Below are 16,910 nucleotides of genomic sequence, written 5' to 3'. Positions count from 1 at the left end.
CTGCTGCGCGCCGCCACGACGTGACGACGCTGTGTGGACTCGGACGGACATGCATCTGTCCTCGTACCCCGTTGCGGCAGGGTTAAAAGGAGGAACTGCGCGTGGCCCGGACGACTCCGGTGACGTGGTGACGCCGTGGGTCGGACGGTCCCGCAAGGCGTTGCGCACAGTCTGACGGCCCTTCGGCAGTACAAGCAAATAGGGCTCGCGATCCGGTCCTGCTGCGATTCGATGACGACCCGCGGCCGTCAGCGACGACGCCCTTCGTTCTGCCGCTCGGCCCCCTGATCCCGCCGGATCCGCCCACCCCCACGCCACAACCGAGGCCGCCGCTGCACCGCCCCCTTGGCGTCCGCAACCCCCCGCCGAGGATCCTTCTCCGCGAGCACTTCCGCAGCCGTCATCACCTTGTCCGGCTCCAACGCCTCCGGCTTGCCGGGCTCCGCCGCACCCTCTTCCACCGAACCGGTCACGGTTCGATCGTAGGACTGTGCTGGGGTCAGTTTTCCGGGATGTCCACGTCGACGACGAGTTGGTCGGGGGCGCCGGATTCGGCCACTGCGCGGGTGATCTGGGTGCGGAGGTCTTCGAGGGAAGCCTCGCGGGTTTCGCCTTCGCCGGAGACGAAGATGTCCGGGGTGAGGGCGGCCTCGGCGATCCAGATGCCGTCCTCGTCCTGGGCGGCGATGTAGGGCAGGTGGAGCTGGTGTCGCACGGAGTCTCCCGGGGTCATTCGCGTGGGTCCGCGGCCTTGCGCGGACGGCGGGCGTACTTGGTGAAGCCGGCCCGCTCGGCGTCGGCCTCGGTGCGGAACCAGACCTCGGGCTTGGTCCGGCCGTAGTACGGCGAATCGGGCGTGTGGAACAGCATCGACTGCGCGTTCCCCTTGATCGTGAACCCGTCCGGCGGCCCCTGATGCGGCACCGCGTCGGCCGAGCCCTCGCCGTACCTCCCCGCCGGTACGCCGGCCGCGTCGCCCGCGCCCGTCTCCGCGCCCGGCTGGATGTGGTCGAACAGCGTCGGCTCCCCGTCCATCAACTGCGAGAACTCCGCTCGCTTCTCCGGCGCCCGAACAGCGGCCGGCGCGTCGGCAGGCGGCGCCTCCGCGGCAGCCAGTTCCGCCGCCGCGGGCGACTCGCCACCGGCGGGCGGCTCGTGGGCGGCGGACGGCTCATGCGCCGCAGGCGGCTTGCCACCCGCAGACGGCGCCTGGGCCGCGGACGGCTTTCCATCGGCAAGCGGCTCCTGGGCGCCCGGCGGTTCGTGGGCTGCGGGTGTGGGGATCGGGGGAGTGGCGGTGGCGGGGCGGCGGTCCAGGAGGTACCAGGTGATGCCGGCGCCGAGGAGGAAGGCGAGCAGGGAGCCGATCCAGTTGTCGCGGAGGAGCCAGCTCATCGGCGGGCTCCTCTCGCCGGCGTGCGGACCAGGCGGTGCAGCAGCCAGGCGGCCGTGCTGCCCAGGACGAACGCGACCAGCAGCAGGATCCAGGTCTCGGCGATCAGCCAGCTCATTCAATTCCCCTGAACTACTCGGATCTCGGCGCGGCGGTTCGCGACCCGCCCGGCGCCGGTGGCGTTGGAAGCGATCGGGAACGCCTCGCCGTACCCGTGCGCGAGGATCCGGTCCGCGCGCACCCCGAGCCGCACCAGCTCGGCCTTCACCGCGGCGGCCCGGCGCTCGGACAGCGGCAGGCTGGTCGCGGCGGAGCCCAGGTCGTCGGTGTGACCGGCCACCTCGACGCGCACCGTCGGGCACGACTTCAGGACGGCGGCGGCCTTCACCACGGACGGCTTGGACGCGTCGTTCACGATCGACGTACCGGACAGGAAGTTGATCCGGTACTCCCGGCTGAACGCGGCCAGCCGGCTCTGGAAGGTACGGCACGGCTCGCTGAGCGTGGTCTTCGGCGGCGCCGGCAGCTCCAGCTCGTCCGCGATCACCGCGCCCGGAACGGCCGTCGCGGCGGCCCGGGCGATGGTGGCCTTGGTCGCCTGGTCCGGCACCTGACCGGACAGCGTCACGGTCTCCCCGTCGTACCGCACCGAGGCGTCGCCGCTGCCGATCGCGAGCGCGCGCAGCAACGCGGTCAGCGCGGACGCGCCGGCCAGCCCGTTCGCGGTGTCGATGGTGGTGCGGTCGTCGTACTCGCGGTCCGGACCGAGCACCTGCTCGACCTCGGCACGGATCCCGTCCTTGACCGCCTGGCTCTGCACCGGCGCCTGCACCCGGATCGACCGGTCCGTCCGCCCGACCTCGAACGCCGGTACGTCGGAAGGCCGCGGCGCACTGCTGCTCGCCGGAGCGCTAGGAGTCGGCGTGCTGCCGGAGCTGTTCTCGACCGCGACCGACCGGACACCGTCGACCCCGGCCACGATCTCCCGGACCACAGCCGGATCGACCCCGGACGGCACGATGATCCGCGCGCTCCGGCCGTCGAAGTCGACGGAGCCGGCCTCGATACCGCGGGCCTTGAGCGCGGCCTCGGTGCGCTCGCGGAGATCGTCCTCGGTGGTGCCGGCGCGCGCCGGAATCAGCACAGCGGTCAGCAGTACAGGTACTGCGAGGGCCGCGAGCAACCAGATGACGAGCGGCCGCCGAACCAGACCGGGCACTGTTCCTCCGTGGATGCGGTCAGAGTGGCCGTGCCCGAGGAGACTACTCCGCCACCCTTGCCGAGCGCACACCCATCGGGTGAGCGTCGCAGGTTTTCCTGTCCTGTCTCGGACAGGACGCATATGTGCCAGCCTGCCGCGCAGTGAATCCCTTGACTTAGTTCGGGTCGTGAACCGTACTTATGGCGGGTCGTTTCGACTGGGAGGGGCTTCCTGTGTTGGCGATGGCTGGTAAGTCAGCGGACAGACCGTCCGACTCTTCGTTGATCATCGGCGTGGCCGCGACCACGGCCGAGCGTGTCCAGCTGGCCCGTCTGCTGGGTGAGGCCGACGCGCTGCTGCTGGTGTCGAACGCCGACCAGGCGCGCGCGTTCCTGGACCTGACCGGTTTCGCGGTGGCTCCCAGCGCCGCGGTCGCCGTACCGGCCGTCGCGGCGCGTGCGACTGCGGAGCGGCGGATCCAGGCGGTCCGGGCACCCGAGCCGGTCGCCGGCCTGCGCCTCGACGTCGACCGCCGGGTGGTCCGCTGGAAGGACCGTGAGATGCCGTTGACCCGGCTGGAGCACGACTTCCTGCACTGCTTGGTGGCGGAACCCGGCCGGGTGTGGACGTACCAGCGTCTGCACCACGCGGTCTGGGGCAACGAGCACCTCGGCCGCGGCTCGCACATTCACTCGGTCGTCAAACGCCTCCGCCAGAAACTCGCCAACCTCGGCGCCACGGTCACCATCCACGCCGTCCGCGGCGTCGGCTTCCACCTCCTCCCCGCCACCTGACCGCCCCGCGCATCCGGACAACGGATGCGACCATTCCGGCCTGTACCACATTTAGTCCCAGAGGAGATCGCTGGGGAGCGGGGGACGGGCGTGCGCAAGTGGCACACCGGGGCCGACACCCAGCTGACGGTCGTGCTCGGTGCGGGCGTCGTGCTGCTCGCGCTGGTGGCGATCGCCGTGCGCGCCAGGCTCACCGACGAGCGGTGCTGCTCCCGGTACCGGTGCTGCTCCAGGTCGCGGCGGTGTCGACGTACCTCAACTGCTTCCTGAGACCGCGGCAGACCTCCGGGTGCTTGCGGTCCTGGTTGCCGTCGCGCTCGGAGTGCTGCTGGGGTGGCTGCTGACAAGCCGACCGGCCCCGGACGAGGTCCGGGGCCGGTCGGGTCAGCAGAAGCTGACTGCTACTTGATGAACCGCTACTTGATGGACTTCAGGGCGAAGTCCTCGGTGACCGGTTCACCGGCCAGGAGCTTCGTCGTACGGGTCTGGGGCTTGTAGCCGTCCTTCGCGGCGATCAGGGTGAGCGGGTTGTTACGACGGTCGAGCCAGTAGGCGTACTTACCGTCCTTGTCGGTGATGAAGGTGTAGGACTGGGCCCACGAGTCCACCTGCACGATCGCGCCCGGGAGGGCGGCCGAGGCGCCGGACGAGCTGACGCCCGTGACGGTGCCCTGCAGCTTGCTCCAGCTGGTGGGCGGGGTGACGTTCATCGTCACGCCGACCGGAGCGACCGTGTAGGGGGTGTTTTCGCCGATCGTCACGGCACCGCTGTAGGTACCGGGCTGGTCGACGCTCGCCGTGAGCGTGACCTTGACGGTCGTCGACTGTCCCGGGGCCAGCGTGGCCTCGGTCTTGTCGATCGACAGCCAGCTCACGTCCGCCGACGACTCGGCGCAGTCCTCGAGACCCGGCAGGGCCTCGCTGTCCGCGGTGGCGGTGAAGCCACCGGACGAGCCACCGACCTTGTAGAAGCCGCAGGCCGCACCGCCGCGGTACCGCGGCAGGTTGGCGTTCGGCAGCGCGGTCCAGGCGTCCGCCGACGGGTCGTACGAGAACCCGGCGTTGGTCACCGCACCGGCCTGGACACCGCCGACGATCAGCAGCTTCCCACCGGCGACGGCGTACGACGCCGCCCAGTGGTCGGCCGGAGCGTCCGCGATCGCCGTCCACGAGTCCGCACTCGGGTCGTAGACGTAGGCCGACTTCAGCGAGTTCGTGCCGTCGTTACCACCGGCGCAGTACAGCTGGCCGTCGATGGCGCCGCAGGACGCGAACGCGACCGACTTCGGGTAGTTCGCCAGCGTCTCCCAGGCGTTCGCCGCCGGGTCGTACCGGACGACCGTGTTGCTCATCGGCAGACAGCTGGAGGTGGTGCACCCGCCGACGGCGTACAGCTTGCCGTCGAGCACGGCCTGACCGGCCGCGGCCCGCGGGGCCGGGTTGGCGGCCAGTGCGGTCCAGGCGTTGGCGGCCGGGTCGTACGACCAGGTCTCCGGCGCCGGGCCGGACGATCCCCAGCCGGAGCTGGCGATGATCTTGCCGCCGATGACACCGACGCTGATGGCGTTGCGAGCACCCGGCAGCGGGGCGATCGCGGTCCAGGCGAGCGCCGCCGGGTCGTACACGTAGCTGTTCCCGGTGGACGCGCTGCCGTTGCCGCCGGCAATCGAGTAGACCTTGCCGTCGACGTTCACCACCCGGTTGTCCATCACGGTCGCCGGGTAGTCGGCGATGTCGGCCCACGGAGCCGCCATCGGCTTCGCGGCGGCCGGCGAGCCGCCGGTCTTGCCCGACAGCATCCGGGCGAACGAGGTGTCCACGGCGAGCCGCTGCAGCGGGGCGCCGGGCCCGTTCTCCACCTGGGCCTTGGTGGTCGTGGTGCCGTTCGCGTTCTGCAGGACGAAGCCGCCGTCCTTCTCGCCGAACTTGACATCCACCGGCGCTCCGCCGGTGTTGGTGACGGTGAACGACTTGGTGACCTTGCCGGTCGGCAGCTTCAGGTTGCCGGTGACACTGCCCGGCGTGACGGCCAACTGGCCGGCCTTCAGCGTGAAGTCGGCCGTGGTGGTCCAGTCGGCCTCCACCGCGACGGTCGCGGTCGAGCTGACGTAGTTGCCTGCCTTGGCGGTGAAGCCCTGGTTGCCGTCCGCGGACGAGTACAGCCAGTAGAAGCCGTCGTTGAGACCGGTGTCCTCGGGCGTCGCCACGGTCGTCGCGGACTCGGTGCTGCCGTCACGGGTGACGACCGCGCCGTTCACGAAGCCGTTCGTGTTGGCGTCCTTGACGTTGCCGACCACGATGCCGCCGCCGGTCGGTACACAGGTGACCTGGCTGCCGACGAGAACGTTGTCGACCTCCCACCACCATTCGTACGAGGCGTTGTAGTAGTGGAACCGCACCTGCACCGCGGACTGGCCGGCCGCCTGCGGGATCGCGATCTCCTTGACGCCGCGGACGTCGGCGGCCTGGGTGAGCACGTTGCTCCAGGTGGCGCCGCCGTCGATCGACAGGTCGACGTCGGCCTTCTCGCCGCTGAGGTAGTTCAGGTCCTGGTTGAACTTGATCACCGGAGCGGTGACCGAGGTCAGGTCCACGACCGGGCTGACCAGAGACGTGTCCTGGGACCCGCCGCTGCCGTACTTGTCACTGTCGATGACCGCGAACTTGCCGCTGCCACCGGCCAGGTTGCCCCGGTTGCCCGGGTCGTCGAACTTCCAGACCTGCCCGTTGCCCTTGTTGTCGACGACGGTCCAGCCGCTCGGCGCGGCACCGGAGTCGAAGGTCTCGTAGACGCCGTCCGAGCCCCACTTGTAACCGGGCGCGGTGGTGCACGAGTTGGCGTCGGCCGGGACCGCGATGTTCTGGGTCAGGTTGCCGCTGCCGACCGTGATCGGCTGGCTGACGGTCTGGTAACCCGGGTACTTCGTCTCGACCTTGAGGCTGTACGCCGCACCGGACGGGACCTTGAGGCTGTACCGGCCGTTGCTCGGGGTGGTGTAGTCGAACACACCGCCCGGGCCCTCGACCGTCACTTTCGCGTACAGCGGCCAGCCGTGGCCGGAGCCGTCCGTGACCGTGCCGCCGACGCTCACCTGCGGAGTGCTGACCAGGGCGAAGTTCTTCGTGGTGGTCTGACCGGTGGTGATCGTGACGGTGGCGGTCTGGGTGGCGTACCCGAAGGACGCGACCGTCAGGGTGTAGTCGCCGGCCTGCAGCACGGACGTGAACGCGCCGGTGCTGCTGGTGGTCAGCGTCTTGTCGGCCTGACCGTCCTGGTGCACGGTCACGCTCGCACCCGCGAGCGCGGCGCCACCGGTGGCGGCGGTGACGGTGCCGGACAGCGTGCCGGTGTCGCCGATCGGCGCCGCGTCCAGGAGCGCCAGCGCGTCCAGACGGCCCTGACCGAAGACGTTGTTGTTCGCGTCGGTGCCGCCGCACTGGCTGTTCGGCGTGTCGATCGCGGTCGAGTTGAGCAGCGCCCGGGTCGCCGCGACGTCACCCTTCAGCGACGGCGAGGCCGACCAGAGCAGGGCCACGGCGGCGGTCAGGTGCGGTGTCGCCATCGACGTACCGTTGAACGCGCCGTAGGTGTTGCCCGGCAGGCTGGACCGGACGTTGACACCCGGAGCCGAGATGTTCGGCTTGATGGTGCCGTTCTGGCCCACGCCGCGGCCGGAGAAGGACGCGATGTTGTTGTTGATGTCGTAGGCGCCGGCCGAGTAGTTGCTCGTCAGGCTGCCCGGCGAGCCACTGCTCTGACAGGCCGAGCCGCTGTTGCCGTTGGCGAACGCACCGAAGATCCCGGACGCGGTCCAGGCCAGGGTGATGTCCTCCATGAACGGGTCGTTCGACGGCAGCGTGGAGCCCCACGAGTTGTTGATGACGTTCGGCCGCTTGCTCGCGTCCGGGTTCTGCCCCGCGAGGTCGGTCGGCTCGAGCATCCACTGGCCGGACTCGATCAGCGCGGCGTCGCTCGGGCAGCAGCCGTTCGCGGCGATCCACTTGACGCCCGGCGCGACACCGATCTGGTTGCCCGCGCCGTCGTCGCCGACCATGGTGCCCATCGTGTGGGTGCCGTGGCCGTTGCCGTCGGCGGGCGCGCTCGGCGAGGTGCCGGCCGCGTCGAACCAGTTGTAGTTGTGGTTGAAGGTGCCGTCGCCGTTGTTGCCGCGGTACTGGTTCACCAGCGCCGGGTGGTCGTACTGCACACCGGTGTCGATGCTGGCGACGACGATGCCCTCGCCCTTGTCGCCGTACTGCGACCAGACCTGGTTCGCCTTGATGTTCGCGACGCCCCACTCGACGGCCTGGATCGCCTTCTCCTGCTGGCCCGGCGTGACCTTCGGTACCTCGATCTGGAGCGGCGCGTACAGGCCCTCGACCTCGGTGTGGCCGGCCAGGGTCTGGGCCAGGTCCAGCGAGCCGCTCTCGATGCGGATCGCGTTCGTGCCCCAGAACGACTGGTACTTCACGTGCTGCGCGTCCAGCTCGGCGCGGATCTTCGCCTGGCTGTCCGCTGCGGCCTTCTTCAGCGCGGCGGCGACCGCCGTACCGCGCTCGTTCCAGTTGGTGATCTTGCTGGCGGCGGTCAGGTCGGCCTTCGCCGCGAACCGGACCCAGTAGTCCGTCGCGGCCTTGGCGTCCTTGCCGTCCAGCTTCTCCATGAGCTCTGGCTTGATCTTGGAGGCCGGTGTGGCCTGTGGCTTGGTGGGCGGTGACGCTTGGGCTTGGCCGGCGGCGGCCATCCCGGTCGCCAGCACGGCCACCGTCGCCAGGGCACCCACCAGAGATCTGGCGAGTCCCTTCCGTTGATGTGACATCTCTGCAGCCCCTCACTTGAAAGACCCCGAGCCGACTCCCCCGAGTCATCTGCTGCAGGAGGGCTCGTGCGAACTCTGTGTGCCCCCCAGGTCGCGGCATGTGACACCGCAAGCCTGACGAGGAATCTATGTGTCAGAACAACGTGGTAACAAGCACACTTGGTGAGCAAGATGTGACTAGCTGTCGCACCGATCGAAGCAAGCTAGGCAAACCTTGGCAGTCCGTTGACGATCCCGGGCAGATGTTGACATCGTGACCAGATGGTCACCGCCCGTGAACCCGCCCCTCCGGACGCCGATCTGACAGAGAACTTCCCGCTGCTGATCGCGGTCTCGGCCTCGGCCGAACAACGAGTCCGCCTGGCCGAGCTCGTCGACGACGTCGCGCCGTTGCTGCTCGTCTCCAGCCTCGACGAACTGCGCCGCCTGCTGGTTCCCGCGCAGCAACCGCCGCCCGGCGCGCCCGAGCAGCCCGAGCCGCCGGAGCCGGACGCGGTCGACGCCACGGCGGTCCGCGCCGGCGGCGAGGATCCCGACGCGGACGTGCTCACCATCGACCGGGCCCGCTCGGTCGCCCGCTGGCGCGACGGCGAGATCCAGCTCACCGACCTCGAGCAGGAGCTGCTCAGCCGGCTGATGTCGACGCCGCTGCGCGTCTGGTCGTACGACGCCCTGCACCACACCGTCTGGCGGGACGGCAGCGTCCGCGGCACCGCCGACGTCCACTCGGTGGTGAAACGCCTGCGCCGCAAACTCGACGACCTCGGCACGACGGTCACCATCGACGCCGTCCGCGGGATCGGGTTCCGGCTGACCGACCACCAGCGCCCGATGATCAGCGATCTGCGCGCGGGGTAGTCCGCGCGGGGTAGTTTCTGTCGATGTGGCCTTCTCCGCGCTGAGTCATCTCGAATGCCCGCGTTGCGGCGCGACGCACGACGCCGACCAGATCATCGGCCTGTGCCCGTGCGGATCGCCGCTGCTCGCGCGGTACGGCGTACCTGCTTTCGACAAGGCAGATCTGGCGTCACGTGCGCCGGATCTCTGGCGGTATCACGAACTGCTGCCGGTGCGGTCGCCGTCGAACGTGGTGACGCTGGGGGAGGGGATGACACCGCTGCTGCCGATGACGCGGTACGGCGCCTCGATCGGCGTCGAGCGGCTGCTGATGAAGGACGAGGGGCTGATCCCGACCGGTACGTTCAAGGCGCGGGGCGCGGCGGTCGGGGTGTCGCGTGCCTACGAGGTCGGCGTACGGAAGATCGCGATGCCGACGAACGGGAACGCCGGGTCGGCCTGGGCCGCGTACGCCGCCCGCGCCGGGATGGAGGCGCTGATCGCGATGCCGATCGCCGCACCCGAGATCTGCCGGCGCGAGGTGACCGCGGTCGGCGCGCGGCTGCAGCTCATCGACGGGCTGATCGGCGACGCCGCGGCGTATGTCCGGTCGCAGTCCGGGTACTTCGACGCGTCGACGCTGAAGGAGCCGTACCGGATCGAGGGCAAGAAGACGATGGGCCTGGAGATCGCCGAGCAACTCGGGTGGTCGTTGCCGGACGTGATCGTCTACCCGACCGGCGGCGGCGTCGGCATCATCGGTATCTGGAAGGCCCTGACCGAGCTGCGCGACCTCGGCTGGATCTCCGGTCCGCTGCCCCGGCTGGTCGCCGTACAGTCCACCGGCTGCGCGCCGATCGTCCGCGCCTGGGAGAAGGGTCTGACGGAGAGCGAGCCCTGGCCCGACGCCCGAACCGTTGCCTTCGGCATCACCGTCCCCAAGGCCCTCGGCGACTTCCTCGTCCTGCAGGCGATCACCGAAACCGGCGGCTGCGCCGTCGCCGTCGACGACGCCGACATCCTCGCCGAACAGCACTTGGTCGCCCGCCTCGAAGGCGCCTTCATCTGCCCCGAAGGCGCCGCCAACTTCGCCGCCATCCGCACGCTGCGCGACTCCGGCTGGATCACCGCGGACGACCAGGTGGTGGCCTTGAACACCGGCGCGGGCCTGAAGTACCCGGAGACTTGTTCAGCTCTAGCGGGAAGAACCACCCACGCGTGCTAGTTCGGCTCAGGCTTGGCCGCGGCGTACAGCGAGGATGTGGGCTGGTTCGCCGTTGGGGTCGAGGCGGATGTAGTTGCTCTGGCCCCAGCGCCAGGTGGCGCCGCTGATTTCGTCGTAGACGGTGAAGGTGTCTTCGGGGCGCATCCCGAGGGCGGCCATGTCGAGGTGGACCATGGACTCGCGGACCGAGTGCGGGTCGGTGTTCACCACGACGATGACGGTGTCGCTGTGTCCGTCGGCCGCGGTCGAGCGCTTGGAGTAGCACATGATCGCTTCGTCGTCGACGCTGTGCAGCGCCAGGTTGCGCAGCTGCTGCAGGGACGGGTGCCGGCGGCGGATGTTGTTGAGCAGCGTCAGGTACGGCGCCAGCGAGCGCCCCTCCGCCTCGGCTGCCTCCCAGTCGCGCGGGCGGAGCTGGAACTTCTCGGTGTCCAGGTACTCCTCCGAGCCGGGCCGCAGCGCGACGTGCTCGAACAGCTCGTACCCGGCGTACACACCCCAGGCCGGCGACGATGTCGACGCGATCGCGGCGCGGATCTTGAACGCGCCCGGTCCGCCGTACTGCAGGTACGCCGTGAGGATGTCCGGCGTGTTCACGAAGAAGTTCGGCCGCAGGTAGTGCGCGCTCTCGCGAGTGAGCTCGGTCAGGTACTCCTCGAGCTCCCACTTCTCGTTGCGCCAGGTGAAGTACGTGTACGACTGGTGGAACCCGACCTTCGCCAGCTCGCGCATCATCGGCCGCCGGGTGAACGCCTCGGACAGGAACACCACGTCCGGGTCGGTCTTGCGGATCTCGCCGAGCAGGTACTCCCAGAAGTTGACCGGTTTGGTGTGCGGGTTGTCGACGCGGAACACCGTGACGCCCTTGGAGATCCACAGCCGGACGATCCGCAGCACCTCGGCGTAGATGCCTTCGGGGTCGTTGTCGAAGTTGATCGGGTAGATGTCCTGGTACTTCTTCGGCGGGTTCTCGGCGTACGCGATCGACCCGTCGGCGCGGACCGAGAACCACTTCGGGTGGTCCTTCACCCACGGGTGGTCCGGCGAGGCCTGCAGCGCCAGGTCGATCGCGACCTCGAGGCCGACCTCGCGGGCGCGGCCGACGAAGTACTCGAAGTCCTCGAAGGTGCCGAGCTCGGGGTGGATCGCGTCGTGGCCGCCGTCCTCGGAGCCGATCGCCCACGGCGAGCCCGGGTCGCCGGGCTTCGGGTCGAGGGTGTTGTTCGGGCCCTTGCGGAACGAGTGGCCGACCGGGTGGATCGGCGGCACGTAGAGGATGTCGAAGCCCATCTTCGCGACTGCTTCGAGCCGCCGCGCCGCGGTCCGGAAGGTCCCGGACTTCCACTCACCGGCTTCTTCGTCGTACGTCGCGCCCTCGGAGCGCGGGAAGAACTCGTACCAGCTGCCGTACAGCGCGCGGGTGCGGTCGACCCACACCGGGTACGTCTCGGAGGAGGTGATCAGCTCGCGCACCGGGTACCGGCCGAGGGCCGCGCGGACCTGCGGCGAGATGCCCGCGGCCAGCCGGGCCTCCGGCGGCAGTGCGCCGTTGGCCAGCGCGTGCGCCGCGTCGCTCAGCGTGCCGCGATCCGCCCGGACCGCGGGCGGTACGCCGGCGGCCGCGCGGTCGAAGAACGCCGCGCCCTCGGCGAACATCAGGTCGACGTCCAGCCCGGCCGGGATCTTGATCTCGGCGTTGTGCCGCCAGGTGCCGTACGGGTCGCTCCAGCCCTCGACCGCGAACGTCCACGCGCCCTGCTCCTGCAGCGTGACGTCGACGGTCCAGCGGTCGGTGCCCTGGCCGACCGGGGTCATCAGCATGCGTCTGGTCTGTCCCGACGGCGAGGTCAGCACAACGTTCGCGTTCACGGCGTCATGGCCTTCCCGGAAGACCGTTGCCGCGATGGTGAACGTCTCGCCGACCGCTGCCTTCGCCGGATACGCTCCGGCGTCGACGGTCGGGGTGACGTCGGTGATCGGGATGCGCCCAGTCATGGCGTAGACGAACCTTCGCTTTCCGTAACGTGTGGGGCTTCGGATTCGGCGGGTTGGGTAACTACGTCGCGTACGACACTGCTGACGTTATCGGTTCCCAGTACCCCGCTGTGACACACCGGGCTGCAAAATCTTGCTCGCGTTGCAAGATCGATGCATCCCGAGGGTGTCTTGCGCACCGTTGCCCGGTACGGTGTCCCGGTGCGAGCGATACGACGATTCTCCGTCCGCCCTGTCCTGCCCGAGCCGCTGACCGGTTTGGGCACCCTGGTGAACAACCTCCGCTGGGCCTGGCACCCGGAGACGCAGGACGTCTTCGAGGCCGTGGACCCGCAGCTGTGGCGGAGCACCGGCGGTGACCCGGTCAAGCTGCTCGGCGAGGTCCCGGCGGCCCGGCTCGACGAGCTGGCCCACGACCACGCTTTCCTGCGCCGGCTCGAACTGGCCGTAGCCGACCTGGACAGCTACGTGACCGACGACCGGTGGTTCCAGACCGCGGGCGGCTCGCCGCTCGACGCGGTCGCCTACTTCTCCCCGGAGTTCGGCATCACACACGTGCTGCCGCAGTACTCCGGCGGTCTGGGCATCCTCGCCGGCGACCACCTGAAGGCCGCCAGCGACCTCGGCGTACCGCTGATCGGCGTCGGCCTGCTGTACCGGCACGGGTACTTCGCGCAATCGCTGAACCGTGAGGGCTGGCAGCAGGAGCGCTACCCGCTGGTCGACCCGGACGGGCTGCCGATCAGCCTGCTCCGCGACGGTGACGCACCGGCGACCGTCACGCTGACCCTGCCCGGCAACCGCGAGCTGCACGCGCAGATCTGGGTCGCCCAGGTCGGCCGCGTGCCGCTGCTGATGCTCGACTCCGACATCGAGGAGAACGAGCCGTCCGAGCGCGAGGTGACCGACCGGCTGTACGGCGGTTCGACCGAGCACCGCCTGCTCCAGGAGCTGCTGCTCGGCGTCGGCGGCGTCCGCGCGGTCCGTACGTACTGCCGGATCACCGGCCACGCGGCACCCGAGGTGTTCCACACCAACGAGGGGCACGCGGGCTTCCTCGGCATCGAGCGGATCCGTGAGCTTGCCGCCGGCAAGGACCTCGACTTCGACACCGCGCTCGAGGTCAACCGCGGCGGCACCGTCTTCACCACGCACACCCCGGTTCCGGCCGGTATCGACCGGTTCCCGGTCGAGCTGATCCAGCAGCACTTCTCGCCGGACGTGTTCGGCCCCGAGGTCCCGATCGACCGGATCCTCGAGCTCGGCGCCGAGGACTTCGAGGGCGGCGACCCGGCGCTGTTCAACATGGCGATCATGGGCCTGCGGCTCGCCCAGCGCGCGAACGGCGTGTCCAAGCTGCACGGCGTCGTCAGCCGCGGCATGTTCGCCGGGCTGTGGCCGAGCTTCGACCCGATCGACGTACCGATCACCTCGATCACCAACGGCGTGCACGCGCCGACGTGGGTGGCGCGCGAGGTCCACGACCTCACCTACGCCAACTACACGACCGAGGGCGACGAGGTGTTCGAGGGTCTGGACAAGACCACCGACGCCCAGATCTGGGAGACCAAGCGGCTGCTCCGGCAGCGGTTCATCGACGACACCCGCGCGCGGGTCCGGCAGTCCTGGCTGAACCGCGGCGCCAGCGAGGCCGAGCTCGGCTGGGTCGACCAGATCCTCGACCCCGACGTGCTGACCATGGGCTTCGCGCGCCGCGTCCCGTCGTACAAGCGGCTGACGCTGATGCTGCGCGACCCCGAGCGGCTGAAGGCGCTGCTGCTGCACCCGCAGCGGCCGGTGCAGATCGTCATCGCCGGCAAGGCGCACCCGCACGACGAGGGCGGCAAGAAGCTCATCCAGGAGATGGTCCGCTTCGCCGACGACCCGGAGGTGCGGCACCGGATCGTGTTCGTGCCGGACTACGACATCAAGCTCGCCCAGCCGATGTACCCGGGCTGCGACGTCTGGCTGAACAACCCGCTGCGTCCGTACGAGGCGTGCGGCACGTCCGGTATGAAGGCCGCGCTGAACGGTGCGCTCAACCTGTCCATCCGCGACGGCTGGTGGGACGAGTGGTACGACGACGAGTTCGGCTGGGCGATCCCGTCCGCCGAAGGGATCGAGGACACCGAGCGTCGCGACGACCTCGAGGCGCACGCGCTGTACGACCTGATCGAGAAGCAGGTCGCGCCGCGGTTCTACGACGGTGACGTGCCCGGCCGCTGGATCGAGATGCTGCGGCACACGGTCAAGGAACTCGGCCCGAAGGTGCTCGCCACCCGGATGGTGCGTGACTACGTCGAGCAGCTGTACGTGCCGGCCGCCAAGTCGTCGCGGGCGCTCAACTCGACGTACGACGGTGCTCGCGAACTGGCCGCGTGGAAGCAGAAGGTGCGCGCGGCATGGTCGCAGATCCGCGTCGACCACGTGGAGCTGCAGGGCCTCGGCGACGTACCGCAGCTCGGCACGACCGTCGGGATCCGCGCGTTCGCGGCGCTCGGCGACCTGGACCCGTCCGACATCTGCGTCGAGGTCCTGCACGGCCGCGTCGACGCGAACGACGAGATCACCGACCCGGTCCGGACGTCGCTGTCGCTCGCCGAGACCTACGAAGGCAACCGGCACCGGTACGAGGGTGAGCTGAAGCTCGACCGCACCGGCCCGTTCGGCTACACGGTCCGCGTCGTCCCCAACCACGCCGGCCTCGCCAGCCCCGCCGAACTAGGCCTCGCCGCCGGCCCGTCCGACCCCGAGGACCCATCCACCCCCGACCTCCCCGCCGGCTCGGAATTCTGAGCCGTTCCACACAAAAGACACACCCCCGCCTGCCTCACCAGGCGGGGGTGTTTGCGCAGATCTGTGAACAAGCCGCGGGGTCTGGAGACAAGCAATACCTTGTCTCCAGACCCCGGCGGGTGTGCTCGGCCCGCGGGGAGGAGCTACGCGAGGTCCTTCCAGACATACTGGCCGCCGCTGGCCGGGGAGGTGACGAAAGCTCGGCCGGTGAAGGTCAGGGCTGGATCCGCGCGGTAGAGGTCGTTGACCTCCTTGGTGGCCGTTTCGTCTCCGTTGTCGGAGGCAAGCATCAGGTCGGCGATCCGGTCGGTGAGGTCGAGGTCGGCGCCGTCGAGGGTGTCGGACATTCCGCCCCAGTTGTCCCAGAGCAGGAGCTCGTCGCCGTTCAGGTGGGCGAGCTGGTAGTGCACGTAGGTGCGGATGAACCAGCCGCCGTGCAGCTTCAGCGGTGCGTCCGGGTTCGGGTCGGCGCCGAACAGGTCGCCGTCGAGGACGCCGTCGCGATAGCCTCGCCAGACCTCGGCCGCGGACCGGAACGGGCCGGCCGGCATGTCCGCGACGTCGAAGGTGAACCGCGGGTCGGCCGGGTCCATCTCGGCGTCGATCATCACCCAGCGGTCGCCGTTCCAGTACTCCGCGACCACATGGTCGTGGTCGAATCCCTCGGCGAAGTAGTTGCCGAATCCGACCCGGCTGCGGGCCGGGATGCCCTTGTGCCGCAGCATCGACACGAACAGCAGCGTGTAGTCCCGGCAGCATCCGACAACCCGGTCGAACGGTTCGCGCGGCACCGCGAGCGCCGTACCGTTGCGCTTGTGGTCCGTGGCGAGAATCGCCGAGACCCACCGGCTGTCGATCTCGGCGAGCCGGTCACCGGTGAACTCGATCCCGCCGGCACGGTAGTGGATCAGCAGATTCCGAACCACCGCGGCGATCCCGGGGATGTCGTCCGGCAGCGCGTCGAACAGTCCGGCCTGTACGCCGGGATCACTGAAGCGAGTCTGCATCGCGTAGTCCATCAAAGGTTCCTCTCCAGAATGGGCAGTGCGATGTCGACGGCCGGCTCGTCACGGGGGAGCAGGTGGCAGTCCGGGCGGTAGATCTCGCGCGGCGGACCCGCATCGGGGGTGCCGGACGCGCGTGCCCAGTCGTAGACGAGGTCGTACGCGAGCATGATCCGCGGGTACGCGCACTCGTCCATCGTGATCGTGCAGTACGCCTCCCGGTGCGCCGGCTCGACACGGATGCCGATCCGGCCGGACGGGTCCACGAGGCCGTCGAACGGCAGGCAGATCTCGACCGTCGCCTCGGCCTCCGGTGTCACGGCGCCGTGGAAGATCACCCACGAACCGGCGTCCGCGGCCGCGCCGCAGGAACGCAGGTACGACATGATCTCGTCGGTGCAGGTCACGAGGTTACCGACCAGCATCTGCTGGTCGGTGTCGACCCGGATCGAGGCGACCTTGGTCGCCGGCACGTCCCGTGCCAGCACCGGCCGCGGCGCGAGCCCCGGCGTACCCGACCGGGTCAGCCGGTCCCGCAGGTACCCCAGCGTCGCTCGGCGTGCCGCGGTGGTCGCCTCCTCGGCGGCCCACCACCGGTCGAGCCGGATCAACGCCTCCTCGTCGGTCCCCGCGAGGACTTCGGCGATCGTGGTCAGCGGCATGTCCAGCTGCCGCAGCACGCTGATCCGCCGCGCCCGCTCGAGCTGACTCTCGTCGTACCGGCGGTACCCGTTCGCCGGATCCACCTGCGCCGGCGCCAGCAGCCCTGACACGTCGTACAGCCGCAGGGCTTTGTGTGAAAGCCCCGCCCGCCGCCCGAACTCGCTGATCGTCAACACGCGACC

Annotated in this window: 12 protein-coding genes; 4 read left to right on the top strand and 8 right to left on the bottom strand. The window is 69.7% G+C overall.

Annotation, left to right across the window (positions count from 1 at the left end; all coding sequences use genetic code 11):
• Positions 1–248 precede the first annotated feature (248 nt).
• The 4 genes from AB0L64_RS28920 to AB0L64_RS28905 form a co-directional block, all read right to left on the bottom strand.
• Complete coding sequence (locus AB0L64_RS28920) at positions 249–473, bottom strand: hypothetical protein (RefSeq protein ID WP_359930271.1); 225 nt, start codon at positions 471–473, stop codon at positions 249–251.
• A gap of 26 nt (positions 474–499) precedes the next feature.
• Positions 500–715, bottom strand: a complete 216-nt coding sequence (locus AB0L64_RS28915) for a hypothetical protein (protein ID WP_363715044.1) — start codon at positions 713–715, stop codon at positions 500–502.
• A gap of 14 nt (positions 716–729) precedes the next feature.
• Positions 730–1,395, bottom strand: a complete 666-nt coding sequence (locus tag AB0L64_RS28910) for a hypothetical protein (RefSeq protein ID WP_363715042.1) — start codon at positions 1,393–1,395, stop codon at positions 730–732.
• Positions 1,396–1,511: 116 nt separating this feature from the next.
• On the bottom strand, positions 1,512–2,612 hold the full coding sequence (locus AB0L64_RS28905) for an OmpA family protein (protein ID WP_363715040.1): 1,101 nt from the start codon (positions 2,610–2,612) through the stop codon (positions 1,512–1,514).
• 275 nt (positions 2,613–2,887) lie between these two features.
• Between AB0L64_RS28905 and AB0L64_RS28900 the strand changes: the two genes are divergently transcribed.
• Positions 2,888–3,388 (top strand): winged helix-turn-helix domain-containing protein, encoded by a 501-nt coding sequence (locus tag AB0L64_RS28900; RefSeq protein ID WP_363715038.1) that lies wholly within the window; start codon positions 2,888–2,890, stop codon positions 3,386–3,388.
• 416 nt (positions 3,389–3,804) lie between these two features.
• On the opposite strand, the gene AB0L64_RS28895 is transcribed toward AB0L64_RS28900, so the two are convergent.
• On the bottom strand, positions 3,805–8,208 hold the full coding sequence (locus AB0L64_RS28895) for a S8 family serine peptidase (RefSeq protein ID WP_363715036.1): 4,404 nt from the start codon (positions 8,206–8,208) through the stop codon (positions 3,805–3,807).
• Between the two features lie 261 nt (positions 8,209–8,469).
• Between AB0L64_RS28895 and AB0L64_RS28890 the strand changes: the two genes are divergently transcribed.
• Both AB0L64_RS28890 and AB0L64_RS28885 read left to right on the top strand, forming a co-directional pair.
• Positions 8,470–9,066 carry a winged helix-turn-helix domain-containing protein gene (locus AB0L64_RS28890; RefSeq protein WP_363715034.1) on the top strand — a complete coding sequence of 199 codons (597 nt, stop codon included), beginning with the start codon at positions 8,470–8,472 and terminating at the stop codon, positions 9,064–9,066.
• Positions 9,067–9,091: 25 nt separating this feature from the next.
• Positions 9,092–10,270 (top strand): threonine synthase, encoded by a 1,179-nt coding sequence (locus AB0L64_RS28885; RefSeq protein WP_363715032.1) that lies wholly within the window; start codon positions 9,092–9,094, stop codon positions 10,268–10,270.
• A gap of 6 nt (positions 10,271–10,276) precedes the next feature.
• Here AB0L64_RS28885 and AB0L64_RS28880 read toward each other — a convergent pair whose 3' ends face one another.
• Complete coding sequence (locus AB0L64_RS28880; RefSeq protein WP_363715030.1) at positions 10,277–12,265, bottom strand: alpha-1,4-glucan--maltose-1-phosphate maltosyltransferase; 1,989 nt, start codon at positions 12,263–12,265, stop codon at positions 10,277–10,279.
• Between the two features lie 201 nt (positions 12,266–12,466).
• Between AB0L64_RS28880 and glgP the strand changes: the two genes are divergently transcribed.
• Positions 12,467–15,061, top strand: coding sequence for an alpha-glucan family phosphorylase (gene glgP, locus AB0L64_RS28875; protein WP_363715028.1), 2,595 nt, complete (start codon positions 12,467–12,469; stop codon positions 15,059–15,061).
• A 143-nt stretch (positions 15,062–15,204) separates the two neighbouring features.
• On the opposite strand, the gene AB0L64_RS28870 is transcribed toward glgP, so the two are convergent.
• Positions 15,205–16,080 carry a transglutaminase-like domain-containing protein gene (locus AB0L64_RS28870; protein WP_363715026.1) on the bottom strand — a complete coding sequence of 292 codons (876 nt, stop codon included), beginning with the start codon at positions 16,078–16,080 and terminating at the stop codon, positions 15,205–15,207.
• Positions 16,080–16,904, bottom strand: a complete 825-nt coding sequence (locus AB0L64_RS28865; protein ID WP_363715024.1) for a MerR family transcriptional regulator — start codon at positions 16,902–16,904, stop codon at positions 16,080–16,082. The genes AB0L64_RS28870 and AB0L64_RS28865 overlap by 1 nt, the downstream gene beginning before the upstream one ends.
• Between the last annotated feature and the right edge of the window lie 6 nt (positions 16,905–16,910).

The sequence above is a fragment of the Kribbella sp. NPDC051936 genome (assembly GCF_040680955.1).
Classification (GTDB): domain Bacteria; phylum Actinomycetota; class Actinomycetes; order Propionibacteriales; family Kribbellaceae; genus Kribbella.
The sequence above is the reverse complement of the archived record's forward strand: the minus strand, read 5'-3'. Positions and strand labels throughout refer to the sequence as shown.